Below are 26,905 nucleotides of genomic sequence, written 5' to 3'. Positions count from 1 at the left end.
GTAAGTTCCACTGGTTTTACTAATGCTTGATTTCATCGCTTTTGTAACCAAAAGGAATCGAAAAAAAGAGCGCACAAAATCCCCTCATCTGAAAGCGTTTCAGATTAAGTTCCGCTATGGTGGAAGTTAGTGTGAGACGTTTGAATGCGGTTAAAGGTTAGTTTTTAGAACTTATGTTGGAGTAATTTCGAAGACTGACAGACGTCTTCTGCAGGTATTTTAGAAATACCTAGAAGCTTAGGAATCTCTTCTCCATAGGTAAAGGCAAAGAGCTCATAGGCTGACTTTCCATTCAAAGCAGCACGTTTGACACTGTTGACATGAGAGCAGACGAGATTGATGTCCTCTTGAGTTAAGTTGTCAAAAGCAGTTCCCTTAGGTAGAATGTCTCGAATCAGTGTGTGGTTTTTCTCAATTCTCCCTTTCTGGTCAGAGCGATTAGGGTCACAAAAGAAGAGTTTACTCTCTCCTCGCACATCCATTTCGATATCATCAACCCTGGCAAACTCTCCACCATTATCGGTAAGAATGACAGGAAAGAGTTGGAAGAAATCTTTATCAGCTTCATGAAGAGTGTTCTTGATGGTATAGAGGTGTTTGGTAACCTCAAGGGCAGTTTTATTATCCAGAAGCCTAGCGAAGATAAAGTTACAGAAAGACAGGTTGAAGGTAAGTAGGACTTTACCTCCCATCCTCCCCAGAACTGTGTCCATTTCCAGCCAAGAGTCTAGTTGATTAAGGACTAAATAGTTTTGGAAATCCTCATAGGAACGGCCTTTTTTAGCTTCTTTAGGGATGGAAGGTAGTTTCCTTTTCCGTCTTTCTTTGAATTTAACGGCTCTGGCTAGGTCAATATGAGCGATAGATAGGTATCCTTTTCGGATGTGTCGATAGACGGTTGAGGAACTGACATCAAGGTTATGAGTTTTGAGGATATGATAGATGTGTTGTCCCTTTTTAACACCATCAGAAATGACTTTGTCCATGTCCCAGAAGGCCTTGGAATTAAGGGGAGTTCCTTCACGAGCTTCGACAAGAGTTTGTTCGTACTGTTTTTGAGCTTGTTTAGCAAGGTAGAAGATTTTTTTAAATCCACAATTTTGTCTTCTTTTAGGGCATCCATTACAGACAAAGGGAGCCTTATCGAGTAAAGGGCAAGGAAGGTTATCGCATGTAGACTCTCGGACTTGTCTGTTTCGTTTGACTTCTTTGGAAACAGTAGTTGGGTCTTTTAGAATGGATTGTCCGATAGCTTTGAAGGTTTCACCGCGCTCTAAGCCTAATTGGATATCATTACGGTCTGAAAGGGTAAGGTGTTTATGTTTTGTCATAGTAGACCTCATTTCTAACTCAAACGTCTCACACTTAATTCCACCATAAAAATCCGTTTTAGACTAATTTCCACTTTGGTTGGGCAAGTGGAAGTTACTTTGAGAAATTAGCCTTTATATCAGACAAGCCTGGTATAGAGTTTTTTCTTGCTAGTTTTAGGATTTTCTTGTAAAATAGAAAAAGTGAAGAGAGGTATGAAATGAGCAAGAAAGATAAAAAAATTGAAATTCAAGTAGCAGATGCTAAAGTTAATGTTGGTAAAGACAGTTTTGAAGGTTATACATTGACTATCGGTAAAAAAGTTATCGGAGAAATTGCCGAATTAGACGGACAATTTGCCATCATAAAGAATGGGAATGTCGATAGTTTTTATAAAAAATTGGAAAAAGCTGTGGAAATTTTGATTGAAAATTATAATTTAGCAAAATAAGTCTTGTTTTTTTGAAATTTTCATGATATAATAGTCCATGTTGATTGTAGGAGAGATAGCGAAGAGGCTAAACGCGGCGGACTGTAAATCCGCTCCTTCGGGTTCGGGGGTTCGAATCCCTCTCTCTCCATTTCGTCAATGGGGTATAGCCAAGCGGTAAGGCAAGGGACTTTGACTCCCTCATGCGTTGGTTCGAATCCAGCTACCCCAGTTCTTAGGTAATAATCAAGATAAAAAGCAAAATATCTTAGGGTATTTTATTTTTATAATTGAAAGACGTGAACGATATGAACATGTCCTTGCGGGTGCTTAGGAAAAAAATTATAAGTATGTCAAGTTTAAGAAAAACTTGATTGTTGGAGGATTTTTTAGATGAACGAATTTGAAGATTTGCTAAATAGCGTTAGCCAAGTTGAGACTGGTGATGTTGTTAGTGCTGAAGTATTGACAGTTGATGCGACTCAAGCTAACGTTGCAATCTCTGGAACTGGTGTTGAAGGTGTCTTGACTCTTCGCGAATTGACAAACGATCGCGATGCAGATATCAATGACTTTGTTAAAGTAGGAGAAGTATTGGATGTTCTTGTACTTCGTCAAGTAGTTGGTAAAGATACTGATACAGTTACATACCTTGTATCTAAAAAACGCCTTGAAGCTCGCAAAGCATGGGACAAACTTGTTGGTCGCGAAGAAGAAGTTGTTACTGTTAAAGGAACTCGTGCCGTTAAAGGTGGACTTTCAGTAGAATTTGAAGGTGTTCGTGGATTTATCCCAGCTTCAATGTTGGATACTCGTTTCGTACGTAACACTGAGCGTTTTGTAGGTCAAGAATTTGATGCTAAAATCAAAGAAGTTGACGCTAAAGAAAACCGCTTCATCCTTTCACGTCGTGAAGTTGTTGAAGCAGCTACAGCAGCAGCTCGCGCTGAAGTATTTGGTAAATTGGCTGTTGGTGATGTAGTAACTGGTAAAGTTGCACGTATCACAAGTTTTGGTGCTTTCATCGACCTTGGTGGTGTTGACGGATTGGTTCACTTGACTGAATTGTCACACGAACGTAACGTATCACCAAAATCAGTTGTAACTGTTGGTGAAGAAATTGAAGTTAAAATCCTTGATCTTAACGAAGAAGAAGGACGTGTCTCACTTTCACTTAAAGCAACAACACCTGGACCATGGGATGGCGTTGAGCAAAAATTGGCTAAAGGTGATGTAGTAGAAGGAACAGTTAAACGTTTGACTGACTTCGGTGCATTTGTTGAAGTATTGCCAGGTATCGATGGACTTGTTCACGTATCACAAATTTCACACAAACGTATTGAAAATCCAAAAGAAGCTCTTAAAGTAGGTCAAGAAGTTAAAGTTAAAGTTCTTGAAGTTAACGCAGATGCAGAGCGCGTATCACTTTCTATCAAAGCTCTTGAAGAGCGTCCAGCTCAAGAAGAAGGACAAAAAGAAGAAAAACGTGCTGCTCGTCCACGTCGTCCAAAGCGTCAAGAAAAACGTGATTTCGAACTTCCAGAAACACAAACAGGATTCTCAATGGCTGACTTGTTCGGTGATATCGAACTTTAATCAAATTGAAAATTCACAAAATCCTTTGTTTACTAAACAAGGGATTTTTCTTTTGTCTGTAAGCCTTTTTTGATATAATAGTCCTATGTTAGAATCAGAAAAACAATCACGTTATCAAATGTTAAATGAAGAGCTCTCTTTTTTATTGGATGGTGAAACCAATGTTTTGGCTAATCTTTCCAACGCCAGTGCTCTTCTAAAATCACGCTTACCTAATACCGTATTTGCAGGCTTTTATCTGTTCGATGGAAAGGAATTGGTTCTAGGTCCTTTCCAAGGAGGTGTTTCCTGCATCCGTATTGCACTGGGAAAAGGTGTTTGTGGGGAGGCAGCTCATTTTCAGGAAACTGTTCTGGTTGGTGATGTAACAATTTATCCCAACTATATTTCTTGTGATAGTCGAGCTAAAAGTGAAATTGTTGTGCCGATGATAAAGAATGGTCAATTACTTGGAGTTCTGGATCTGGATTCTTCAGAGCTTGATGATTATGATGCTATGGATCGAGATTATTTGGAACAATTTGTCGCTATTTTGCTTGAAAAGACAGAATGGGACTTTACAATGTTTGGGGAGAAAGCCTAATGTATCAAGCACTTTATCGAAAATATAGAAGTCAAAACTTCTCCCAGTTGGTTGGTCAAGAAGTTGTGGCTAAGACTCTTAAACAAGCAGTAGAGCAAGAGAAAATAAGTCATGCCTATCTTTTCTCTGGTCCACGTGGAACGGGAAAAACTAGTGTGGCTAAGATCTTTGCCAAAGCTATGAACTGTCCCAATCAAGTGGGTGGTGAACCTTGTAATAACTGCTATATTTGCCAAGCGGTGACGGATGGTAGTTTAGAAGATGTCATCGAAATGGATGCAGCCTCTAATAATGGGGTTGATGAAATTCGTGAAATTCGTGATAAATCTACCTATGCGCCTAGCCTTGCTCGTTATAAGGTTTATATCATAGATGAGGTTCACATGCTGTCTACAGGGGCTTTTAATGCCCTCCTAAAGACGTTGGAAGAGCCAACACAGAATGTGGTCTTTATTTTGGCTACTACTGAATTGCACAAGATTCCTGCTACGATTCTATCTCGTGTGCAACGTTTTGAGTTTAAATCGATTAAGACACAGGATATTAAGGAACATATCCACTATATTTTAGAAAAAGAAAATATCAGTTCTGAACCAGAGGCTGTGGAAATCATTGCCAGACGGGCTGAAGGTGGAATGCGAGATGCCTTGTCTATTTTGGATCAAGCCCTGAGTTTGACACAGGGAAACGAACTGACGACTGCCATCTCTGAAGAAATTACTGGTACTATTAGTCTATCAGCCTTGGATGATTATGTGGCCGCCTTGTCTCAACAGGATGTTCCCAAGGCCCTAGCATGCTTAAATCTTCTCTTTGACAATGGTAAGAGCATGACTCGTTTTGTGACCGACCTTTTACACTATTTAAGAGATTTGTTAATTGTTCAAACAGGGGGAGAAAACACTCATCATAGTCCAGTCTTTGTAGAAAATTTGGCACTTCCTCAGGAAAATCTGTTTGAAATGATTCGCTTGGCGACAGTCAGTTTAGCAGATATTAAGTCTAGTTTGCAGCCCAAGATTTATGCTGAGATGATGACTATTCGATTGGCAGAGATTAAGCCTGAACCAGCTCTTTCTGGGGCAGTTGAACATGAAATTTCTGCATTGAGACAGGAAGTTGCCCGTCTCAAACATGAACTCGCAAATGTGGGCACTGTACCAAAACCAACTAGTCCAGTACCTACCCGTCCAGCAGCGAGCAAGACCGTCTATCGTGTGGATCGCAATAAAGTTCAATCTATCCTACAAGAGGCCGTTGAAAATCCTGATTTAGCACGCCAAAATCTGATTCGCTTGCAGAATGCCTGGGGAGAGGTAATTGAAAGTCTAGGAGGCCCTGATAAGGCTCTGCTAATTGGTTCTCAACCGGTTGCGGCCAATGAACACCATGCTATTCTTGCTTTTGAGTCTAACTTCAATGCTGGTCAAACCATGAAACGGGACAATCTCAACACCATGTTTGGTAACATCCTCAGTCAGGCAGCAGGTTTTTCACCCGAGATTTTAGCTATTTCCATGGAAGAATGGAAAGAAGTTCGTGCAGCCTTTTCAGCCAAAGCTAAATCTTCTCAATCTGAAAAAGAAGCAGAAGAAAGCCTGATTCCAGAAGGTTTTGAATTTTTGGCTGATAAAGTGAAGGTAGAGGAAGACTAAAGAAAGATTTCATGATACAATAAGTTTATGAATAGACAACAATTTATTATCATCGCGCTGTTTACAGCTGCTGAGACCTATTTTTTCAATGAAGCCTGGATGACTGGTCGCTATATTATGGCAGCCTTTTGGGCCATTTTGCTCTTTAGAAATTTCCGAGTAAGTTACTTGATGGGCAAGATTGTAGATGTCATTGACCAGCATTTAAAAGGAAAAGACTAGTCCTCAGCTTCTAGACAAAATCAAAGCCTTTTAGGCTTTTTTTTGTTATACTATAAAAGTATATTTATTGACCTTTTACCGTATTTTCTAGGGAAATCAAGTATGTTTCCAGTAAGCACTGTAAAGGCCTTGAAAAAGAAAGGAATTATCATGTCAGTATTAGAGATCAAAGATCTTCACGTTGAGATTGAAGGAAAAGAAATTTTAAAAGGGGTTAACCTGACCCTGAAAACAGGAGAAATCGCCGCTATCATGGGACCAAATGGTACTGGTAAATCGACTCTTTCTGCCGCTATCATGGGAAATCCAAACTATGAAGTTACCAAAGGTGAAGTCTTGTTTGATGGCGTAAACATCCTTGAGTTGGAAGTGGACGAGCGTGCGCGTATGGGACTTTTCCTTGCTATGCAATACCCATCAGAAATTCCTGGTATTACTAACGCTGAGTTTCTTCGTGCAGCCATGAATGCTGGGAAAGAAGATGATGAAAAAATTTCAGTTCGTGAGTTTATCACTAAATTGGATGAGAAGATGGAATTGCTCAACATGAAAGAAGAAATGGCTGAGCGTTACCTCAACGAAGGCTTCTCTGGTGGTGAGAAAAAACGTAATGAAATTCTTCAACTTTTGATGTTGGAGCCAACATTTGCCCTTTTGGATGAGATTGATTCTGGTCTTGATATTGATGCCCTTAAAGTTGTTTCTAAAGGTGTTAATGCTATGCGTGGTGAAGGCTTTGGTGCTATGATTATCACTCACTACCAACGTCTTTTGAACTACATCACACCTGATGTGGTACACGTCATGATGGAAGGTCGCGTTGTCCTTTCTGGTGGTCCAGAATTGGCTGCGCGTTTGGAACGTGAAGGATACGCAAAACTAGCTGAAGAACTTGGCTACGACTACAAGGAAGAATTGTAATTCCCTCGTATCTTTTAGGAGAAGTAAATGACTAAAGAAAATATTAAACTTTTTTCAGAAATGCACGCTGAACCAAGCTGGTTGGCTGACCTCCGTCAAAAAGCTTTTGATAAGATTGAGAGTTTAGAATTACCAGTTATTGAGCGTGTCAAATTCCACCGTTGGAATCTGGGGGATGGAACGATTACAGAAAGTGAGCCATCAGCAAATGTTCCAGATTTCACTGCACTAGATAATCACTTGAAGTTGGTGCAAGTAGGAACTCAAACTGTTTTTGAGCAAACTCCAGTTGAGTTGGCTGAACAGAGTGTTGTCTTTACAGACTTTCACTCAGCTTTAGAAGAAATTCCAGAGCTGATTGAGGAATTCTTCATGTCATCTGTTAAATATGACGATGATAAGTTGGCAGCCTACCATACAGCTTATTTCAATAGTGGTGCTGTTCTCTATATTCCTGATAATGTTGAAATTAAAGAGCCAATCGAAGGTATTTTCTACCAAGATAGTGATAGTGATGTACCGTTTAACAAGCATATTATGATTATCGCTGGTAAGAACAGTAAGATTAGCTATTTGGAACGTTTGGAATCTCGTGGTGAAGGAAGTGCCAAAGCAACTGCTAATATCACAGTAGAAGTCATTGCTCGTTCAGGTGCTCAAGTCAAGTTTGCTGCGATCGACCGTCTAGGTGAAAACGTCACTGCTTACATTAGCCGTCGTGGTAAGTTGGGCAATGATGCAAGTATTGACTGGGCAATTGGTGTCATGAACGAAGGAAACGTCGTTGCAGACTTTGATAGTGACTTGATTGGTAACGGTAGCCATGCGGATCTTAAAGTCGTAGCTCTTTCAAGTGGCCGTCAGGTACAAGGGATTGATACCCGAGTAACTAACTATGGTTGTAACTCCATCGGAAATATCCTCCAACATGGGGTTATCCTTGAAAAAGCAACTTTGACCTTCAATGGTATTGGCCACATCATCAAGGGTGCCAAGGGAGCAGATGCCCAACAAGAAAGTCGTGTTCTTATGCTTTCAGACCAAGCGCGTTCAGATGCCAACCCAATCCTTTTGATTGATGAAAATGACGTAACTGCAGGACACGCGGCTTCTATCGGTCAGGTAGATCCAGAAGACATGTACTACCTCATGAGCCGTGGTTTAGATAAGGTAACTGCAGAACGTTTGGTTGTCCGTGGTTTCCTTGGCTCCGTTATCGTTGAGATTCCAGTCAAGGAAGTTCGTGATGAAATGATTGCAACTATAGAAGAAAAATTGTCAAAACGCTAAGGGGTAGCCTATGTTAGATGTAGAAGCGATTCGCAAGGATTTTCCAATTTTAGACCAGATTGTTAATGATGAACCATTGGTTTATTTGGACAATGCTGCGACGACACAAAAACCACTAGCAGTTCTGGAAACGATTAACCGCTACTATGAGAAGGACAATGCCAATGTTCATCGTGGCGTTCACACCTTGGCAGAAAGAGCGACAGCTTCTTATGAGGCGGCTCGTGAAAACATTCGTAAGTTTATCAATGCAGGGTCTACAAAGGAAGTTCTCTTTACTAGAGGAACGACAACCAGTCTTAACTGGGTAGCGCGTTATGCTGAGGAAGTCTTGACTGAGGGAGACCAGGTTTTGATTTCTGTCATGGAACACCATTCCAACATCATTCCTTGGCAGGAAGCCTGCCGCAAGACTGGGGCAGAGCTTGTCTATGTCTATCTTAAGAATGGAGCTCTGGATATGGATGATTTGCGAGCTAAATTGACTGATAAAGTTAAGTTTGTCTCCCTTGCTCACGCCTCAAATGTCCTGGGTGTGGTCAATCCAATAAAAGAAATCACTCAATTGGCGCACCAAGTGGGAGCCGTCATGGTGGTGGATGGTGCTCAGTCTACACCCCATATGAAGATTGATGTACAGGATTTGGATGTGGACTTCTTTGCCTTTTCAGGTCACAAGATGGCGGGTCCAACTGGTATCGGTGTTCTTTACGGTAAAGAAAAGTATCTGGAACAAATGTCACCAGTAGAATTTGGCGGCGAAATGATTGATTTCGTTTATGAACAATCTGCTAGTTGGAAGGAATTACCTTGGAAATTCGAGGCAGGAACTCCCAATATGGCAGGTGCAATTGGACTGGCAGCAGCTGTGGATTATCTTGAAAACATTGGTATGGATGCCATTGAAGCCCATGAACAAGAATTGATCGCATACGTCTATCCAAAACTGCAGGCGATTGAAGGACTGACCATTTATGGTTCACAGGACTTGGCTCAACGTTCAGGTGTTATTGCCTTTAACCTAGGCGACCTTCATCCGCACGACCTTGCGACTGCTTTGGATTATGAAGGAGTGGCTGTTCGAGCAGGTCACCATTGTGCGCAACCTTTGCTCCAGTATTTGGATGTTCCAGCAACAGCTCGTGCAAGTTTTTATATCTATAATACAAAGGCAGATTGCGACAAGCTAGTCGATGCCTTACAAAAGACAAAGGAGTTTTTCAATGGCACTTTCTAAACTAGATAGCCTTTATATGGCAGTGGTAGCGGACCATTCGAAAAATCCACATCATCAAGGAAAGTTGGAAGATGCTGAACAAATCAGTCTCAACAATCCGACCTGTGGAGATGTTATCAATCTCTCTGTCAAGTTTGATGCAGATGGCCGCTTAGAGGATATCGCTTTTCTAAACTCAGGCTGTACCATCTCAACTGCCTCTGCTAGTATGATGACAGATGCCGTTTTAGGCAAGACCAAACAAGAAATCTTAGAACTTGCGACCATTTTTTCTGAAATGGTTCAAGGGCAAAAAGATGAGCGTCAAGACCAACTTGGAGACGCAGCCTTCTTATCAGGCGTTGCAAAATTCCCTCAACGAATCAAGTGTGCAACCCTAGCTTGGAACGCTCTGAAGAAAACAATTGAAAATCAAGACAATCAGTAAGACAAATTTCTTTTGTCTTATGAATCAGTAGAAATGAAGAATGAAAGAAAGGATATTATGGCTGAAGAAAGAGTAGAACCAAAACCAATTGACCTTGGTGAATATAAATTTGGTTTCCATGATGATGTAGAGCCTGTTCTATCGACAGGAAAAGGACTGAATGAAGATGTCATTCGTGAGCTATCAGCTGCTAAGGGAGAACCTGAGTGGATGCTAGAATTCCGTTTGAAGTCTTATGAAACCTTCAAAAAAATGCCCATGCAAACTTGGGGAGCAGACTTGTCAGAGATTGATTTTAATGACCTGATTTATTATCAAAAACCATCTGATAAACCAGCTCGTTCTTGGGATGACGTTCCTGAAAAGATTAAAGAAACCTTTGAGCGTATCGGGATTCCTGAAGCTGAGCGTGCTTATCTAGCTGGTGCCTCTGCCCAGTACGAGTCAGAAGTGGTTTACCACAACATGAAGGAAGAGTTCCAAAAATTGGGGATTATCTTTACAGATACAGATTCTGCCCTCAAGGAATACCCAGACTTGTTTAAACAATACTTTGCTAAGTTGGTACCGCCAACAGATAACAAATTGGCTGCCCTTAACTCAGCAGTATGGTCTGGTGGAACCTTTATCTACGTACCAAAAGGGATCAAGGTAGATATCCCACTTCAAACTTACTTCCGTATCAATAACGAAAATACTGGTCAGTTTGAACGTACCTTGATTATCGTTGATGAGGGAGCAAGTGTTCATTATGTAGAAGGATGTACAGCTCCAACTTATTCAAGTAACAGCTTGCATGCTGCCATCGTAGAAATCTTTGCCTTAGATGGTGCTTATATGCGTTATACAACCATCCAAAACTGGTCTGATAACGTCTATAACTTGGTTACAAAACGTGCGAAGGCTCAAAAGGATGCCACTGTTGAGTGGATTGATGGTAACTTGGGTGCCAAAACAACCATGAAATACCCATCTGTTTACCTAGATGGAGAAGGGGCGCGTGGTACCATGCTCTCTATCGCTTTTGCCAATGCAGGGCAACACCAGGATACTGGAGCTAAGATGATCCACAACGCTCCACATACCAGCTCGTCTATTGTGTCTAAATCCATCGCTAAAGGTGGAGGAAAGGTTGACTATCGTGGACAAGTAACCTTTAATAAAAACTCTAAGAAATCTGTCTCTCACATCGAGTGTGATACCATTATCATGGATGACTTATCAGCATCAGATACTATTCCGTTTAATGAAATTCACAACTCACAAGTCGCTTTGGAACACGAAGCTAAGGTTTCTAAGATTTCAGAAGAACAACTCTATTACCTCATGAGCCGTGGCTTGTCAGAATCTGAGGCAACAGAGATGATTGTTATGGGATTTGTAGAACCCTTCACAAAAGAACTTCCAATGGAATATGCAGTTGAGCTGAACCGCTTGATTAGCTATGAGATGGAAGGATCAGTTGGGTAAAATTTGTTTTTATATTTACCCATAATCAAGGATTTTGAAGATGAACTTGTAACAAAAAATCGCGGTTTAAATCGCGATTTTTTTTTATAATTTTTCGTTGATAAATCGGATAAACTGATTCCACCAAACTTTTAAGAAGAAAGCTTTTTCAACTTTCTTTTCTGCTACCATTTCGAAACTAGGGCGTTCTGTGGTAATGTAACCTTGACCAATCAAGTCCTTGTCTTCATAAGTCAAATGTCCAACCACTGTTCCGGCTTCAAGTGGTGCTGGGATTGCTTTAGAATCAGGAGTGAATTGAACAGATTGGGAAGATTGACTTCCAACACGTTCAATTAGAGAGATATCATCTTTGGCAACGGCAGTGACCGTATCTTCTTTTCCATCTTGTACAGGTGCTTTGCTATCTTGGTAGGCATCGCCTTTTTGAACGATTTTGCGAAGCGTGAATGTAGAAGAAATATAATCCATTAGTGAGGATGTAGCTGTGAAGCGAGCGTAAGGATTATTGTCCTGATGGTCTGCATTCAAAACAACTGTGATAACCCTCATCCCTTTTTCGACAGTAGTACCAACAAAAGATTCTCCAGCTTTGTCTGTTGTTCCTGTCTTAAGGCCATCAAAACCACCGCGATAAGCAGGCATACCCTCTAACATGTAGTTGGTAGAAGTGATTGTCATTCCAGCAAAAGTAGAAGAAGGTTTTTTCGTGATTTCTAAAACTTGTGGGTATTTTTTGATGAGGTTGCGAGCAACGATAGCGACATCATAAGCACTGAGCTTATTTTCCTCATCTTTTTTAGATCCTGGGTAAATATTATCCCCTAGAGTCTCATTATTAAGACCAGTCGTATTGACAACAGTGGCATCCTGAATTCCCCATTCTAAGAGCTTTGCCCGCATCATATCGACGAAGTCTTTTTCTGAGCCAGCAATTTTCTCTGCTAAGGCAATAGCTGCACTGTTAGCACTAGATACTAATGTTGCTTCAAGTAGTTGTTCGACGGTATAATTACGAGCCTCCATAGGAACGTTACTCGCTTCAGAATTTGTAGTTAATTTGTATGGATAATCAGAGATATCTACCGGAGTTGATAGTGTAATACTACCGTTTTCCAAGGCTTCATAGACAAGATAAACAGTAATCAATTTTGTGATTGAAGCGATTTCGACTGGCTGAGTTGCATCTTTCTCATAGAGAATTTTACCAGTATTCGCCTCAACAGCAATTGCATGTTTAGCAGCAATATTAAAATCTTGAGCAGCAACAGTAGATGCTGAGCCAATGACGGAAAGGCTTAGGAGAGTTAAAATTATTTTTTTCATAGTAAGTTTATTCTATCATAAAGAAAAAAATATTCCCAGTTTCATGATATAAGAAAGAAGCTTTTTTGAAAGTGTGGTAAAATAGATGAATGGAGGTACCCCATGTTTCGTAAGAATAAATTATTTTTTTGGACCAGTGAGATTTTATTATTAACCATCATCTTTTATTTATGGAGACAGATGGGTGGGATTATAACGCCTTTTGTAAGTGTCGCAAACACTATAATGATTCCCTTTCTTTTAGGTGGTTTTTTATATTATTTGACCAATCCTATTGTAAATTTTTTACAAAAGTATTTCAAAATTAACCGTATCATTGGTATTCTACTAACCTTGTGCGCCTTGGTCTGGGGGCTAGTTATTGGGGTAGTCTATCTCTTACCGATTTTGATTAATCAGTTGACCAGTTTGATAGCAACAAGTCAGACAATTTATAGTCGTTTGCAAGATTTGATTGTGGATTTATCTACCTATCCAGCCTTTCAAAATTTAGATATTCAAGCGACGATTCAACAGTTAAATCTCTCCTATGTAGATATTCTACAAAATATTCTAAACAGTGTTACCAATAGTGTTGGAAGTGTCCTATCTGCGCTCTTTAGTACTGTTTTGATTATTATCATGACCCCTGTATTTTTAATTTATTTTTTGTTAGATGGTCACAAATTCTTGCCGATGCTTGAACGTACTGTTTTAAAGCGTGATAAGTTGCATATTACAGGTCTTTTAAAAAATTTGAATGCTACAATCGCTCGATATATTAGTGGAGTTGCCATTGATGCGATTTTTATTGGTTGTTTAGCCTTTATCGGATATAGCGTAATCGGTTTGAAATACGCTTTGGTTTTCGCTATCTTTTCAGGATTAGCCAATCTCATTCCTTATGTAGGACCAAGTATTGGTCTAGTTCCGATGATTATCGCAAATGTCTTTACTGATCCTCATAGAATGCTGATTGCAGTTGTTTACATGCTGATTATTCAGCAAGTGGATGGGAATATCCTCTACCCTCGAATCGTTGGCGGAGTGATGAAGGTTCATCCAATTACGATTTTAGTATTACTTTTGTTATCAAGTAATATCTATGGTGTCATTGGCATGATTGTCGCAGTACCAACCTATTCTATCTTAAAAGAAATTTCTAAGTTTTTATCACGTTTGTATGAAAATCATAAAATAATGAAAGAACGAGAAAGAGAATTAGCTAAGTAAAAATCAGGAAATTCCTGATTTTTCTTTTTCATTAAAGAAGTGATGGGAGTAGAAATACCGTTTAGATTAGTAGATTAAGAATAATTCACAAAAACTTTGTAAAACACTTGCAATTTAGCTGAAATTTGATAAAATAGTAAGGAAAGTTAGACTGTATTGCCTACTGTCTATCTATAAAATATATTTTATTGGAGGCTTTTACTCAAATGGCAAAAGAAAAATACGATCGTAGTAAACCACACGTTAACATTGGTACTATCGGACACGTTGACCACGGTAAAACTACCCTAACTGCAGCTATCACAACTGTTTTGGCACGTCGCTTGCCTTCATCAGTTAACCAACCTAAAGACTATGCGTCTATCGATGCTGCTCCAGAAGAACGCGAACGCGGTATCACAATCAACACTGCGCACGTTGAGTACGAAACTGAAAAACGTCACTACGCTCACATCGACGCTCCAGGACACGCGGACTACGTTAAAAACATGATCACTGGTGCCGCTCAAATGGACGGAGCTATCCTTGTAGTAGCTTCAACTGACGGACCAATGCCACAAACTCGTGAGCACATCCTTCTTTCACGTCAGGTTGGTGTTAAACACCTTATCGTCTTCATGAACAAAGTTGACTTGGTTGACGACGAAGAATTGCTTGAATTGGTTGAAATGGAAATCCGTGACCTATTGTCAGAATACGACTTCCCAGGTGACGATCTTCCAGTTATCCAAGGTTCAGCTCTTAAAGCCCTTGAAGGTGACACTAAATACGAAGACATCGTTATGGAATTGATGAACACAGTTGATGAGTACATCCCAGAACCAGAACGTGACACTGATAAACCATTGCTTCTTCCAGTCGAAGACGTATTCTCAATCACTGGACGTGGTACAGTTGCTTCAGGACGTATCGACCGTGGTATCGTTAAAGTCAACGACGAAATCGAAATCGTTGGTATCAAAGAAGAAACTCAAAAAGCAGTTGTTACTGGTGTTGAAATGTTCCGTAAACAACTTGACGAAGGTCTTGCCGGAGATAACGTAGGTGTCCTTCTTCGTGGTGTTCAACGTGACGAAATCGAACGTGGACAAGTTATCGCTAAACCAGGTTCAATCAACCCACACACTAAATTCAAAGGTGAAGTTTACATCCTTACTAAAGAAGAAGGTGGACGTCACACTCCATTCTTCAACAACTACCGTCCACAATTCTACTTCCGTACTACTGACGTTACAGGTTCAATCGAACTTCCAGCAGGTACTGAAATGGTAATGCCTGGTGATAACGTGACAATCGACGTTGAGTTGATCCACCCAATCGCCGTAGAACAAGGTACTACATTCTCTATCCGTGAGGGTGGACGTACTGTTGGTTCAGGTATGGTTACAGAAATCGAAGCTTAATTCGATTTAGTTCCCAGAAGAACAATTATTTAAGTCAGACACTAAAAGAATCTTGCGTAGCAAGGTTCTTTTTTCTGATATTGAACTAAAATTGAAGAATTGTTTACATAAAAAAGCTCTATACACTTGATGGGCATAGAGCAAACGGAGCTTTATTTGATATAGAGTTCTTGATTTTTTAGGACAATTTCACGTAAACTTGTAAACTTTTTGAGTTTTTTGATTTCTTCTGGATGAGTGACAAGAGTAATAACATAACCTTCCTTGCCCATACGTCCAGTACGTCCAGCACGGTGAGTGTAGGTTTCGATATCTCTTGGGACATCAAAGTTTACGACACATTCTAGGCTATCGATATCAATTCCACGAGCCAGAAGGTCAGTTGCAAGAAGCAGGGTTAGTTGCTTGTCTTTAAATTTTTCTAAGATGACTTTTCTAAATTTGACATTGACATCACTAGCGAGGGAAACAGCCAAGATATCCCGATACTGTAGTTTTTCTTCTGCACTTCCAAGGTCTGATAGGCTGTTAAAGAAGACCAGACCTCGGAAATCCTCTACATGAGCCAGTTTTCGTAGCATATCCACTCGGTGACGTTGATCTACCTGCATATAGAAATGTTGGATGTTGTCCAATTTTTGGTCAGAAAGATCAATGGTACGTGTGTTAGGCGCAATCTTTTCTTGGTCAAACTTGGTCGTCGCACTCATGTAGACGAGTTGATGGTCACGCGGTGCGTAGTGAGTGATTTTCTCAACAAAGTGAATCTGAGAATCATCTAGTAATTGGTCGAATTCATCTAGGATGATGGTTTCCACATTCATCATCTTGATTTTTTTCAGTTTAATGAGTTCAAAGATACGACCAGGGGTTCCAATTAGAATTTCTGGTCCTTTTTTTAGGCGTTCAATCTGGCGTTTCTGACTCGAACCTGATAAGAAGAGTTGGGCAGTTAAGCCCATAGCTTCAGCCCACGTTTTACATACATCAAAAATCTGTCCAGCAAGCTCAGTATTTGGTGCTAGAATCAAGAGTTGTTGGGCTTTTTTCTTTTGTAGTCTGAGAAGACTTGGTAGAAGGTAAGCTAGGGTCTTACCAGTTCCTGTTGGGCTCACTCCTAGGAGGTTTTCTCCAGCAAGAAGGGACTCAAATAGTTGAGTTTGAATGGGGGTGAATTCCTGGAAACCGAGTTGGTCACTCAGTTCTTGCCATTCAGTTGGTAGTTTGGTTTTCATTTTTCTGCCTCAAATCTAATGCCAGCAGTCTGGCGCATAGTATATAGTAGCTCATGAACTGAACTTGCATCTTCCAGCCAAGTTTGGTAGAGATTCAGATCTGGTTTCTGGATCATGTGTGCAAATGCAGCGACTTCCTCAGTCATCGTATGAGGAGCTTGTTGGATAGGGAGGTTGACTTGATTGCCTTGGTGGTCGGTAAAAATAGCCGAGCGAACATGCTCAATCGTGTTGAGAGTCAAGGTTCCATCTGTTGTGTAAATTTCGCAAGGAAAATTGGAAGTGATGTTTTTCCCAACCTTGATGTGAACTTGAAAGTCTGGGTAGAAGAGGATTCCGTCACCATTTAGGTCAATGTTATTGTCAAGCTGTTGAGCCTGATAGGTTGCATCCTTAGCTTTTCCAAAGAGACGAACGGCAGCGTAGAGAGGATAAATCCCCAAATCCATAAGAGCTCCACCAGCAAAACGGTCTGAAAAGACATTTGGTGTCTCCCCAGCCAACAAGTCAGGCATCTTAGAAGAATACTTGGCATAGTTGAGATCTGCTCCCAACACATGCTTGTCTGCTAAAAAGTTTTTGATAGTAGTGAAAGCTTTCTCGTGATAATTACGAGCTGCTTCGAAGATAAAACAATTATTTTTCTCAGCTGTGTGAATCAAATCCAGCCATTCTTGTGGTTGAGTGACAGCTGGCTTTTCAAGAATGACATGTTTACCAGCAGACAATGTAGCTTTTGCCTGAGCAAAATGCAAGGAGTTTGGGCTAGCAATATAGACCACATCAAAGGAGTTCTTGAAGAAGTCCTCTACTTTATCAAAGAGTTGGATATTCTGGTAGCGAGAAGCAAAGGTTGCTGCAGTTTCTAGTTTTCTAGAATAGACTGCGACCAGCTTGTATTCTCCACTGGAATGGGCTGCTTCTATGAAGTGGTGGCTGATAGCCCCTGTTCCGATGACACCTAATTTAAGCATAGTTACTCCTTTTCCGATTTCAAATCCTTCTTTCATTATAACATAGATAGACGGGACTATCCAACAGAGGGTAAAAAATTTCAAATAAGCTACTAGGCCTTTTTCAAAGAAAGTGGTACAATAATGAGATGAGTAAATGAAATGGGAGGGAAAATGAGGTTATTACCTATAAGAAAAATATCACGTCAGTCTAAGAGGCTAGCGCTTTTTTTGACTTTTTGTGCAGGTTATGTAGATGCCTATACTTTTATTGTGCGAGGGAATACTCTTGTAGCTGGACAAACTGGGAATGTAGTCTTTTTATCAGTGGGACTCATTCAACACAATGTGTCAGATGCCAGTGCCAAAGTAATGACCTTACTAGCTTTTATGATGGGAGTCTTTTTACTAACGATTTATAAGGAAAAATTGAGAATTGTGAAAAAGCCAATTCTGTCACTGATTCCTTTGGCAATCTTATCAATTATTATTGGTTTTGTGCCGCAAACTGTAGATAATATTTATCTAGTACCGCCTTTGGCTTTCTGTATGGGACTGGTGACAACTGCTTTTGGAGAAGTGTCGGGTATTGCCTATAATAACGCTTTTATGACAGGGAATATCAAACGGACCATGCTGGCTTTTGGAGATTATTTCCGAACTAAACACACTCCTTTTTTGCGTGAAGGGTTTATATTTGTTAGCCTTCTTAGTAGTTTTGTTCTTGGCGTTGTCTTTTCAGCCTATTTGACGATTTTCTATCATGAAAAGACCATTCTTGGTGTTCCTATTATGATGAGTATTTTTTACCTCAGCATACTTTTTGCCAAGTGGCGGAAAAAAGTAAAAGAAAAAGATTCATTTTAGGTGTTATTACTTGTAAGAAAACAGGAGATATGCTATACTTGAAGAGTTGACTATGCACGTTCCTGTGCAACCGCACGAACATCGTTGCTTGATTATTCAAGTTTAAGTGGTTCGTCCCACGATGCTAGGCGAGTCTTCACAAAAAATTCGGGGAAACCCATAAAAATCATAGGAGGTGCATAATGAGCACATACGCAATTATCAAAACTGGCGGAAAACAAGTTAAAGTTGAAGTTGGTCAAGCAGTTTACGTTGAAAAATTGAACGTGGAAGCTGGTCAAGAAGTTACTTTTAACGAAGTTGTTCTTGTTGGTGGTGAAAACACTGTTGTCGGAACTCCACTTGTTGCTGGAGCTACTGTAGTTGGAACTGTTGAAAAACAAGGAAAACAAAAGAAAGTTGTTACTTACAAGTACAAACCTAAAAAAGGTAGCCACCGTAAACAAGGTCACCGTCAACCATATACTAAAGTTGTCATCAACGCAATCAACGCTTAATTTTAAGGAGAACACATGATACAAGCAGTCTTTGAGAGAGCCGAAGATGGCGAGCTGAGGAGTGCGGAAATTACTGGACACGCCGAGAGTGGCGAATACGGCTTAGATGTCGTGTGTGCATCGGTTTCTACGCTTGCCATTAACTTTATCAATTCTATTGAGAAATTTGCAGGCTATGAACCAATCCTAGAATTAAACGAAGATGAAGGTGGCTATCTGATGGTTGAAATTCCAAAAGATCTTCCTTCACACCAGAGAGAAATGACCCAGTTGTTCTTTGAATCATTTTTCTTAGGTATGGCAAACTTATCGGAGAACTCTTCAGAGTTCGTCCAAACCAGAGTTATCACAGAAAACTAACACGGAGGAAAACATTATGTTAAAAATGACTCTTAACAACTTGCAACTTTTCGCCCACAAAAAAGGTGGAGGTTCTACATCAAACGGACGTGATTCACAAGCAAAACGTCTTGGAGCTAAAGCAGCTGACGGACAAACTGTAACAGGTGGATCAATCCTTTACCGTCAACGTGGTACACACATCTACCCAGGTGTAAACGTTGGACGTGGTGGAGACGATACTTTGTTCGCTAAAGTTGAAGGCGTAGTACGCTTTGAACGTAAAGGACGCGATAAAAAACAAGTTTCTGTTTACCCAATCGCTAAATAAAAAGGTCCAGTGAACCTTTTTATCCCGAGCCTTGAAATGTAAAGGCGAGGAAGCTAGAAGTAGCATAAACTAAGGCTTTCCGAGTTTTCGGAGAGCCTATTTTTTTGTTTTGATACCCACGCTGATACCCATATTTTAAAAACCAATGTGCGAAGCGAACTTGTCGGTTACTCTATTTTATAATGAAAAAATAGTTGAATGTAGAGCTTTTAGAGTCATGAAATTTATAAGAGAATAAGATATTCTAAAAATTACTAAGGTTTGATATTATAACTGTATCTAAGTAGGAAAGCAGGAATATGGAAAGGATTTGAACCTGTATGAAAAAGCTTATCACCATAATAGTCTGTTCAATCTCTTTTCTTGTTCTATCTGCTTGTGGCAGTAAGAAAAAACTTATTCTTCCTGAACCTGAAAGTATTTCTGTTATTTCTCTGCAGAAAAAAACCTCTGAAGATATTAAAACTATCAACAAGAGAGAAGAAATTTCAAAATTGATTGAGGAGATACAGAAACAGTCAAAATCCACAACTTTAGAAAGTTTAAATGATCAACCGATAAATGTTAAAGATTACATCATTATCAAGTTTTATCATCAGAATGAAGAAAAGGATAGTGTAGTCTATCTATATACTAAGAAGAAAAGGCAGTATATTGAGCAACCTTATGCTGGTATCTGGGAAGTAAATCCAGATATAGCTAATAGGATTGAAGAGACTTTTTCTAGTTGATTTATAGGGAAAAAGAAAATGTTAGAGGCTTTTCTTGTATCATATTATAAATGGTAAATCAAGAAGATTTGCTGTTTTTATTTGCTTGAAATCAGATGAGGAGTGAAAAAAGACGTTATTCTAATTCTTGGATTGGGATGTCATAGTATTCGTTTAGGTTTGAAAGTTTCCTGACTTTTTTCCTTTTTGGAAAACTTCTAAAATATGGTATAATGAAAAGATAAAGAAGTTGGGGGTAGAAGATGAACATTCAACAATTACGCTATGTTGTGGCTATTGCCAATAGCGGTACTTTCCGTGAAGCTGCTGAAAAGATGTATGTTAGTCAGCCGAGTCTGTCCATTTCTGTTCGTGATTTGGAAAAAGAATTGGGATTTAAGATTTTCCGTCGGACTAGCTCAGGGACTTTCTTGACTCGTCGTGGTATGGAATTCTATGAAAAAGCGCAAGAATTGGTTAAAGGATTTGATATTTTTCAAAATCAGTATGCCAATCATGAAGAAGAAAAGGATGAATTTTCCATTGCTAGTCAGCACTATGACTTTTTGCCACCAACCATTACGGCCTTTTCAGAGCGCTATCCTGACTATAAGAATTTCCGAATCTTTGAATCAACTACTGTTCAAATTTTAGATGAAGTAGCTCAGGGACATAGTGAGATTGGGATTATCTACCTCAACAATCAAAATAAAAAGGGGATTATGCAACGGGTTGAAAAGTTAGGCCTGGAGGTCATTGAATTGATTCCATTCCATACCCACATTTATCTTCGCGAGGGGCATCCTTTAGCTCAGAAAGAGGAATTGATCATGGAGGATTTAGCGGATCTACCAACAGTTCGTTTTACCCAAGAGAAAGACGAGTACCTTTATTATTCGGAGAATTTTGTCGATACTAGTGCTAGCTCACAGATGTTTAATGTGACAGACCGCGCTACCTTGAATGGTATTTTAGAGCGGACGGACGCTTATGCGACAGGGTCTGGATTTTTAGATAGTGACAGTGTCAATGGCATTACAGTTATTCGTCTCAAGGATAATTTAGATAACCGCATGGTTTATGTCAAACGTGAGGAAGTGGAACTCAGTCAAGCTGGGACTCTCTTCGTAGAAGTCATGCAAGAATATTTTAATCAAAAGAGGAAATCATGAAAAAAAGAGGAATAGTGGCAGTCATTGTACTGCTTTTGATTGGGCTGGATCAGTTGGTAAAATCCTATATCGTCCAGCAGATTCCACTGGGTGAAGTGCGCTCTTGGATTCCCAATTTCGTTAGCTTGACCTACCTGCAAAATCGAGGGGCAGCCTTTTCTATCTTACAAGATCAGCAGTTGTTATTTGCTGTCATTACTCTGGTTGTCGTGGTAGGTGCCATCTGGTATCTACATAAACACATGGAGGACTCAATCTGGATGGTGATTGGCTTAACCTTAATCATCGCTGGAGGTCTTGGAAACTTTATTGACAGAATCAGTCAGGGCTTTGTTGTGGATATGTTTCATGTGGACTTTATCAATTTTGCAATTTTCAATGTGGCAGATAGCTATCTGACTGTTGGAGTGATTATTTTATTGATTGCAATGTTAAAAGAGGAAATAAATGGAAATTAAAATTGAAACTGGTGGCCTGCGTTTAGATAAGGCTTTGTCGGATTTGACAGAATTATCACGCAGTCTCGCGAATGAACAAATCAAATCAGGCCAGGTCTTGGTCAATGGTCAAGTCAAGAAAGCTAAGTACACGGTCCAAGAGGGCGATGTCGTCACTTACCATGTGCCAGAACCAGAGGTATTAGAGTATGTAGCTGAGGATATTCCGCTAGAAATCGTCTACCAAGATGAGGATGTGGCTGTCGTTAACAAACCTCAGGGGATGGTTGTGCATCCGAGTGCTGGTCATACCAGTGGGACCCTAGTAAATGCCCTCATGTATCATATTAAGGACTTGTCGGGTATCAATGGGGTTCTGCGTCCAGGAATTGTTCACCGTATTGATAAGGATACGTCAGGCCTTCTCATGATTGCTAAAAACGATGAGGCGCATCTAGCACTTGCCCAAGAACTGAAAGATAAAAAGTCTCTTCGTAAATATTGGGCGATTGTTCATGGAAATCTACCCAATGATCGCGGTGTGATTGAAGCCCCGATTGGTCGTAGTGAAAAAGACCGTAAGAAACAGGCTGTGACTGCGAAAGGAAAAACTGCAGTTACCCGTTTCCACGTCTTGGAACGCTTTGGCGATTATAGCTTAGTGGAGTTGCAACTGGAGACAGGGCGCACTCATCAAATCCGTGTTCACATGGCTTATATTGGCCATCCAGTCGCTGGGGATGAAGTCTATGGTCCTCGCAAGACTTTGAAAGGACATGGACAATTTCTTCATGCCAAGACGCTAGGATTTACCCATCCGAGAACAGGTGAGACCTTGGAATTTACAGCAGATATCCCAGATATTTTTAAGGAAACTTTGGAGAGATTGAGGAAGTAAGAATGAAAAAGAAATTAACTAGTTTAGCACTTGTGGGCGCTTTTTTAGGCTTGTCATGGTATGGAAATGTTCAAGCTCAAGAAAGTTCAGGAAATAAAATTCACTTTATTAATGTTCATGAAGGTGGCAGTGATGCGATTATTCTTGAAAGCAATGGACATTTTGCCATGGTGGATACAGGAGAAGATTATGATTTCCCAGATGGAAGTGATTCTCGTTATCCATGGAGACAGGGTATCAATACAACTTATAAGCATGTTCTAACAGACCGTGTCTTTCGTCGTTTGAAGGAATTGGGTGTCCAAAAACTTGATTTTATTTTGGTAACCCATACCCACAGTGACCATATTGGAAATGTTGATGAATTACTGTCTACCTATCCAGTTGACCGAGTCTATCTTAAGAAATATAGTGATAATCGTATTACTAAGCCTGAACGTCTTTGGGATAATCTGTATGGCTATGATAAGGTTTTACAGACTGCCACAGAAAAAGGTGTTTCAGTGATTCAAAACATCACACAAGGAGATGCTCATTTTCAGTTTGGGGACATGGATATTCAGCTCTATAATTATGAAAATGAATATGATGAGAATGGAAATCTTAAACCTGTTTGGGATGATAATTCCAATTCCTTGATTAGTGTGGTAAAAGTCAATGGCAAGAAAATTTATCTTGGGGGCGACTTAGATAATGTTCATGGAGCAGAAGACAAGTACGGTTCTCTCATTGGAAAAGTTGATTTGATGAAGTTTAACCATCATTTAGATACAAAAAATTCTAATACAAAAAATTTTATAAGAAATTTGTCTCCTGAGATAATTGTTCAAACTTCCTCCTCACCAATTGGTTCGTATGATAGCGGTCAAGAAATAAATAGGGAATATATTAGCTGGCTTGAATCAATGGGAATTCAACATATAAACGCAGCCAGCAAAGACTATGATGCGACAGTTTTTGATATTCGACAAGACGGTTTAGTAAACATTTCAACATCCTACAAGCCGATTCCAAGTTTTCAAGCTGGCTGGCATAAGAGTGCTTATGGAAACTGGTGGTATCAAGCACCTGATTCTACAGGAGAGTATGCTGTCGGTTGGAATGAAATCGAAGGTGAATGGTACTATTTTAATCAAAGGGGAATCCTGTTATATAATCAGTGGAAAAAATGGAACAATCGTTGGTTTTATTTGACAGACTCTGGTGCCGCTGCAAAAAATTGGAAGAAAATCGCTGGAATCTGGTATTATTTTAACAAAGAAAACCAGATGGAAACTGGTTGGATTCAAGATAAAGAACAGTGGTATTATTTGGATGTTGATGGCTCTATGAAGACAGGTTGGCTTCAATATAAGGGGCAATGGTATTACTTTGCTCAATCAGGGGAAATGAAAACGGGCTGGGTAAAAGATAAAGAAACCTGGTACTATATGGATTCTACTGGTATCATGAAGACAGGTGAGATAGAAGTTGCAGGTCAACATTATTATCTGGAAGATTCAGGAGCTATGAAGCAAGGCTGGCTTAAAAAGGCAAATGATTGGTATTTCTACAAGGAAGACGGTTCACGAGCTGTGGGTTGGATCAAGGACAAGGATAAATGGTACTTCTTGAAAGAAAATGGTCAATTGCTTGTGAACGGTAAGACACCAGAAGGCTATACTGTTGATTCAAGTGGTGCCTGGTTAGTGGATGTTCCGGTAGAGAAATCTGCTACAATTAGAACTACAAGTAATTCAGAAATAAAAGAATCCAAAGAAGTAGTGAAAAAGGATCTTGAAAATAAAGAAACGAGTCAACATGAAAGTGTTGAAAGTTCTTCAACTAGTCAAGATTTGACATCATCAACTTCAAAAAAATCTGAAACGACTGCAAACAAATCGGAATCAGAACAGTAGTAGAAAAGAAGGTTTTAGGGCCTTCTTTTTCCTATCAACTCTTTTCTATTTCCTGCCATTCATGTTATAATGGATAAATATGAAGAATCGGAGTGAGACTATGAAATACAAACGGATTGTCTTTAAGGTGGGGACTTCTTCTCTGACGAATGAGGATGGAAGTTTATCACGTAGTAAGGTAAAGGCTATTACTCAGCAGTTGGCTATGTTGCACGAGGCTGGTCATGAATTGATTTTGGTATCGTCAGGTGCCATTGCGGCAGGTTTTGGGGCCTTAGGATTTAAAAAGCGTCCGACTAAGATTGCTGATAAACAGGCTTCAGCAGCGGTAGGGCAAGGCCTTTTGTTGGAAGAATACACGACCAATCTTCTCTTGCGTCAAATCGTTTCTGCACAAATCTTGCTGACCCAGGATGATTTTGTGGATAAGCGTCGTTATAAGAATGCCCATCAGGCTTTGTCAGTTCTACTTAGCCGTGGCGCGATTCCTATCATCAATGAGAATGACAGTGTCGTTATTGATGAGCTCAAGGTTGGGGACAATGATACTCTAAGTGCTCAGGTAGCAGCCATGGTCCAAGCAGACCTTTTAGTTCTCTTGACAGACGTAGACGGTCTATATACAGGAAATCCTAATTCAGATCCAACAGCCAAACGCTTGGAGAAAATCGAGACTATCAATCGTGAGATTATTGATATGGCTGGTGGTGCTGGTTCTTCAAACGGAACTGGGGGTATGCTTACAAAAATCAAAGCTGCAACTATCGCGACGGAATCAGGAGTTCCTGTTTATATCTGCTCATCCTTGAAGTCAGATGCCATGATTGAGGCAGCTGAGGAGACCAAGGATGGTTCCTACTTTGTTGCTCAAGAGAAGGGACTTCGTACCCAGAAACAATGGCTGGCCTTTTATGCTCAGAGCCAAGGTTCTATTTGGGTTGATAAAGGGGCTGCAGAAGCTCTCTCTCAACATGGTAAGAGTCTCCTTTTATCTGGTATTGTTGAAGCAGAAGGAGCCTTTTCATACGGTGATATCGTGACAGTATTTGACAAGGAAAGTGGAAAATCGCTTGGAAAAGGACGCGTACAATTTGGAGCATCTGCTTTGGAGGATATGTTGCGTTCTCAAAAAGCCAAGGGAGTCTTGATTCATCGTGACGACTGGATTTCCATTACTCCTGAAATCCAACTACTCTTTACAGAATTTTAGAGGTAAACTATGGTAAGTACACAAGAACAATTTGAACAGGTACAGACTGTTAAAAAATCGATCAATACAGCTAGTGAAGAGGTGAAAAACCAAGCCTTGCTAGCCATGGCTAATCACTTAGTGGCTGCTACTGAGGAGATTTTAGCAGCAAATGCCCTCGATATGGAAGCGGCTAAGGGGAAAATCTCAGATGTGATGCTAGATCGTCTTTATTTGGATGCAGGGCGCATAGAAGCGATGGCAACTGGGATTCGTGAAGTGGTTGCTTTACCAGATCCAATCGGTGAAGTTTTAGAAACAAGTCAGCTTGAAAATGGCTTAGTGATCACCAAAAAACGTGTGGCTATGGGTGTTATCGGTATTATCTATGAAAGTCGTCCAAATGTGACGTCTGACGCGGCTGCTCTGGCTATCAAGAGTGGGAATGCGGTTGTTCTTCGTAGTGGGAAGGATGCCTATCAAACAGCCCATGCCATTGTCACAGCCTTAAAGAAGGGCTTGGAGACAACGACTATTCACCCAGATGTGATTCAACTAGTGGAAGATACTAGCCGTGAAAGTAGCTACGCCATGATGAAGGCAAAGGGCTATCTAGACCTTCTTATTCCTCGTGGAGGAGCTGGCTTGATTAATGCGGTGGTCGAAAATGCGATTGTACCTGTTATCGAGACAGGAACTGGGATTGTCCATGTTTATGTCGATAAGGATGCCGATGAAGACAAGGCCCTGTCTATCATCAACAATGCTAAAACCAGTCGTCCTTCTGTCTGCAATGCTATGGAGGTTCTACTTGTTCATGAAGCCAAGGCAGAAGATTTCCTTCCTCGCTTGGAGCAAGTTTTGATTACAGATAGAAAAGAAGCTGGACTGGAACCGATTCAATTCCGCTTGGATGAGAAAGCAAGTCAGTTTGTTTCAGGTCAAGCAGCTGAGGCCCAAGACTTTGACACTGAATTTTTAGACTATGTCCTAGCAGTTAAGGTTGTGAGCAGTTTAGAAGAAGCGGTCGCGCATATTGAAGCCCACAGTACCCATCATTCGGATGCCATTGTGACGGAAAATGCTGGAGCTGCGGCTTACTTTACAGATCAAGTGGACTCTGCAGCGGTTTATGTCAATGCCTCAACTCGTTTCACAGATGGGGGACAATTTGGTCTTGGATGTGAGATGGGAATTTCTACTCAGAAACTACACGCGCGTGGTCCAATGGGCTTGAAAGAGTTGACTAGCTACAAGTATGTGGTTACGGGTGACGGACAGATAAGGGAGTAAGAG

At 40.3% G+C, this 26,905-nt stretch carries 27 protein-coding genes, 2 tRNA genes, 1 pseudogene and 1 other annotated feature; of the genes and pseudogenes, 25 read left to right on the top strand and 5 right to left on the bottom strand.

All coding sequences use genetic code 11. The annotated features are described in order from the left end of the window. Positions 1–164: 164 nt before the first annotated feature. On the bottom strand, positions 165–1,331 hold the full coding sequence (locus NMM17_RS01420; RefSeq protein ID WP_143951979.1) for an IS30 family transposase: 1,167 nt from the start codon (positions 1,329–1,331) through the stop codon (positions 165–167). 200 nt (positions 1,332–1,531) lie between these two features. On the opposite strand from NMM17_RS01420, the gene NMM17_RS01415 reads away from it, so the two are divergent. From NMM17_RS01415 to sufB, 12 genes are all read left to right on the top strand, one after another. Then, the gene (locus NMM17_RS01415; RefSeq protein ID WP_000037113.1) at positions 1,532–1,762 is read left to right on the top strand and encodes a DUF2969 domain-containing protein; all 231 of its coding nucleotides are present in this window, start codon (positions 1,532–1,534) and stop codon (positions 1,760–1,762) included. A gap of 49 nt (positions 1,763–1,811) precedes the next feature. After that, a tRNA-Tyr gene (locus NMM17_RS01410) sits at positions 1,812–1,892 on the top strand. 9 nt (positions 1,893–1,901) lie between these two features. Further along, positions 1,902–1,973 (top strand) — tRNA-Gln (locus tag NMM17_RS01405). Between the two features lie 161 nt (positions 1,974–2,134). Next, a complete protein-coding gene (rpsA, locus tag NMM17_RS01400) occupies positions 2,135–3,337 on the top strand; it encodes a 30S ribosomal protein S1 (RefSeq protein WP_001001630.1) in 1,203 nt (400 codons plus the stop codon). An 85-nt stretch (positions 3,338–3,422) separates the two neighbouring features. Next, positions 3,423–3,920: a GAF domain-containing protein gene (locus tag NMM17_RS01395; protein WP_084865023.1), complete on the top strand. Its 498-nt coding sequence runs from the start codon at positions 3,423–3,425 to the stop codon at positions 3,918–3,920. Next, a complete protein-coding gene (gene dnaX, locus NMM17_RS01390; RefSeq protein WP_254753697.1) occupies positions 3,920–5,575 on the top strand; it encodes a DNA polymerase III subunit gamma/tau in 1,656 nt (551 codons plus the stop codon). Before NMM17_RS01395 ends, dnaX begins: the two co-directional genes overlap by 1 nt. 27 nt (positions 5,576–5,602) lie before the next feature. Next, positions 5,603–5,797 (top strand): DUF3272 domain-containing protein, encoded by a 195-nt coding sequence (locus NMM17_RS01385; RefSeq protein WP_001081602.1) that lies wholly within the window; start codon positions 5,603–5,605, stop codon positions 5,795–5,797. Between the two features lie 150 nt (positions 5,798–5,947). After that, entirely contained in the window at positions 5,948–6,718 is a 771-nt protein-coding gene (gene sufC / locus NMM17_RS01380) for a Fe-S cluster assembly ATPase SufC (protein WP_000114489.1), read from the top strand. A gap of 27 nt (positions 6,719–6,745) precedes the next feature. Then, a complete protein-coding gene (gene sufD, locus NMM17_RS01375; protein WP_254753696.1) occupies positions 6,746–8,008 on the top strand; it encodes a Fe-S cluster assembly protein SufD in 1,263 nt (420 codons plus the stop codon). 10 nt (positions 8,009–8,018) lie between these two features. Next, positions 8,019–9,245, top strand: coding sequence for a cysteine desulfurase (locus NMM17_RS01370; RefSeq protein ID WP_254753695.1), 1,227 nt, complete (start codon positions 8,019–8,021; stop codon positions 9,243–9,245). Continuing rightward, positions 9,232–9,672: a Fe-S cluster assembly sulfur transfer protein SufU gene (gene sufU, locus NMM17_RS01365; RefSeq protein ID WP_254753694.1), complete on the top strand. Its 441-nt coding sequence runs from the start codon at positions 9,232–9,234 to the stop codon at positions 9,670–9,672. Before NMM17_RS01370 ends, sufU begins: the two co-directional genes overlap by 14 nt. 57 nt (positions 9,673–9,729) lie before the next feature. Continuing rightward, positions 9,730–11,142, top strand: coding sequence for a Fe-S cluster assembly protein SufB (gene sufB / locus NMM17_RS01360; RefSeq protein WP_125454571.1), 1,413 nt, complete (start codon positions 9,730–9,732; stop codon positions 11,140–11,142). Between the two features lie 84 nt (positions 11,143–11,226). Here sufB and pbp3 read toward each other — a convergent pair whose 3' ends face one another. After that, entirely contained in the window at positions 11,227–12,468 is a 1,242-nt protein-coding gene (gene pbp3, locus NMM17_RS01355; protein WP_254753693.1) for a D-alanyl-D-alanine carboxypeptidase PBP3, read from the bottom strand. 102 nt (positions 12,469–12,570) lie between these two features. Here pbp3 and NMM17_RS01350 point away from each other — a divergent pair, with 102 nt between their 5' ends. Together NMM17_RS01350 and tuf are read left to right on the top strand one after the other, a co-directional pair. Beyond that, positions 12,571–13,680 carry an AI-2E family transporter gene (locus NMM17_RS01350; RefSeq protein ID WP_254753692.1) on the top strand — a complete coding sequence of 370 codons (1,110 nt, stop codon included), beginning with the start codon at positions 12,571–12,573 and terminating at the stop codon, positions 13,678–13,680. Between the two features lie 206 nt (positions 13,681–13,886). Further along, positions 13,887–15,083 (top strand): elongation factor Tu, encoded by a 1,197-nt coding sequence (gene tuf, locus NMM17_RS01345; protein ID WP_001040726.1) that lies wholly within the window; start codon positions 13,887–13,889, stop codon positions 15,081–15,083. A 152-nt stretch (positions 15,084–15,235) separates the two neighbouring features. Here the strand turns inward: tuf and NMM17_RS01340 are convergent, their stop codons facing one another. Both NMM17_RS01340 and NMM17_RS01335 read right to left on the bottom strand, forming a co-directional pair. Further along, on the bottom strand, positions 15,236–16,318 hold the full coding sequence (locus NMM17_RS01340) for a DEAD/DEAH box helicase (protein WP_254753691.1): 1,083 nt from the start codon (positions 16,316–16,318) through the stop codon (positions 15,236–15,238). Then, positions 16,315–17,292, bottom strand: a complete 978-nt coding sequence (locus NMM17_RS01335) for a Gfo/Idh/MocA family protein (protein WP_254753690.1) — start codon at positions 17,290–17,292, stop codon at positions 16,315–16,317. The genes NMM17_RS01340 and NMM17_RS01335 overlap by 4 nt, the downstream gene beginning before the upstream one ends. A gap of 141 nt (positions 17,293–17,433) precedes the next feature. Here NMM17_RS01335 and NMM17_RS01330 point away from each other — a divergent pair, with 141 nt between their 5' ends. The 5 genes from NMM17_RS01330 to NMM17_RS01310 all read left to right on the top strand — a co-directional run bounded on the left by NMM17_RS01330 (position 17,434) and on the right by NMM17_RS01310 (position 20,036). Next, positions 17,434–18,138: a YoaK family protein gene (locus NMM17_RS01330; RefSeq protein WP_254753689.1), complete on the top strand. Its 705-nt coding sequence runs from the start codon at positions 17,434–17,436 to the stop codon at positions 18,136–18,138. A gap of 58 nt (positions 18,139–18,196) precedes the next feature. Continuing rightward, positions 18,197–18,284, top strand: a sequence feature (ribosomal protein L21 leader region). Between the two features lie 36 nt (positions 18,285–18,320). After that, on the top strand, positions 18,321–18,635 hold the full coding sequence (rplU, locus tag NMM17_RS01325) for a 50S ribosomal protein L21 (RefSeq protein WP_000109141.1): 315 nt from the start codon (positions 18,321–18,323) through the stop codon (positions 18,633–18,635). Positions 18,636–18,650: 15 nt separating this feature from the next. Next, complete coding sequence (locus NMM17_RS01320; protein WP_000613699.1) at positions 18,651–18,995, top strand: ribosomal-processing cysteine protease Prp; 345 nt, start codon at positions 18,651–18,653, stop codon at positions 18,993–18,995. 16 nt (positions 18,996–19,011) lie between these two features. After that, positions 19,012–19,305 (top strand): 50S ribosomal protein L27, encoded by a 294-nt coding sequence (gene rpmA, locus NMM17_RS01315; protein ID WP_000916509.1) that lies wholly within the window; start codon positions 19,012–19,014, stop codon positions 19,303–19,305. 320 nt (positions 19,306–19,625) lie between these two features. Next, complete coding sequence (locus NMM17_RS01310) at positions 19,626–20,036, top strand: DUF5301 domain-containing protein (RefSeq protein ID WP_254753688.1); 411 nt, start codon at positions 19,626–19,628, stop codon at positions 20,034–20,036. Between the two features lie 175 nt (positions 20,037–20,211). On the opposite strand, the pseudogene NMM17_RS01305 reads toward NMM17_RS01310, so the two are convergent. Next, a pseudogene (locus NMM17_RS01305) lies at positions 20,212–20,286 on the bottom strand (AraC family transcriptional regulator); the annotation flags it as partial. Between NMM17_RS01305 and NMM17_RS01300 the strand changes: the two are divergent. The 6 genes from NMM17_RS01300 (at position 20,279) to NMM17_RS01275 (ending at position 26,902) form a co-directional block, all read left to right on the top strand. Next, positions 20,279–21,187 carry a LysR family transcriptional regulator gene (locus NMM17_RS01300; RefSeq protein WP_254753687.1) on the top strand — a complete coding sequence of 303 codons (909 nt, stop codon included), beginning with the start codon at positions 20,279–20,281 and terminating at the stop codon, positions 21,185–21,187. The pseudogene NMM17_RS01305 and the gene NMM17_RS01300 sit on opposite strands and share 8 nt — an antisense overlap. Beyond that, positions 21,184–21,645, top strand: coding sequence for a signal peptidase II (gene lspA / locus NMM17_RS01295; protein WP_254753686.1), 462 nt, complete (start codon positions 21,184–21,186; stop codon positions 21,643–21,645). The genes NMM17_RS01300 and lspA overlap by 4 nt, the downstream gene beginning before the upstream one ends. Beyond that, on the top strand, positions 21,635–22,522 hold the full coding sequence (locus NMM17_RS01290; RefSeq protein WP_254753685.1) for an RluA family pseudouridine synthase: 888 nt from the start codon (positions 21,635–21,637) through the stop codon (positions 22,520–22,522). The genes lspA and NMM17_RS01290 overlap by 11 nt, the downstream gene beginning before the upstream one ends. Positions 22,523–22,524: 2 nt before the next feature. After that, positions 22,525–24,420, top strand: a complete 1,896-nt coding sequence (locus NMM17_RS01285) for an MBL fold metallo-hydrolase (protein WP_254753684.1) — start codon at positions 22,525–22,527, stop codon at positions 24,418–24,420. 100 nt (positions 24,421–24,520) lie between these two features. Then, positions 24,521–25,630, top strand: a complete 1,110-nt coding sequence (proB, locus tag NMM17_RS01280; RefSeq protein WP_254753683.1) for a glutamate 5-kinase — start codon at positions 24,521–24,523, stop codon at positions 25,628–25,630. 9 nt (positions 25,631–25,639) lie between these two features. Continuing rightward, positions 25,640–26,902 carry a glutamate-5-semialdehyde dehydrogenase gene (locus NMM17_RS01275; RefSeq protein ID WP_254753682.1) on the top strand — a complete coding sequence of 421 codons (1,263 nt, stop codon included), beginning with the start codon at positions 25,640–25,642 and terminating at the stop codon, positions 26,900–26,902. The last annotated feature ends 3 nt before the right edge of the window (positions 26,903–26,905 follow it).

The sequence above is a fragment of the Streptococcus sp. CF7_Ac1-12 genome (genome assembly GCF_024295905.1).
In the GTDB taxonomy this organism is placed as follows: Bacteria; Bacillota; Bacilli; order Lactobacillales; family Streptococcaceae; genus Streptococcus; species Streptococcus mitis_AP.
The sequence above is the reverse complement of the archived record's forward strand: the minus strand, read 5'-3'. Positions and strand labels throughout refer to the sequence as shown.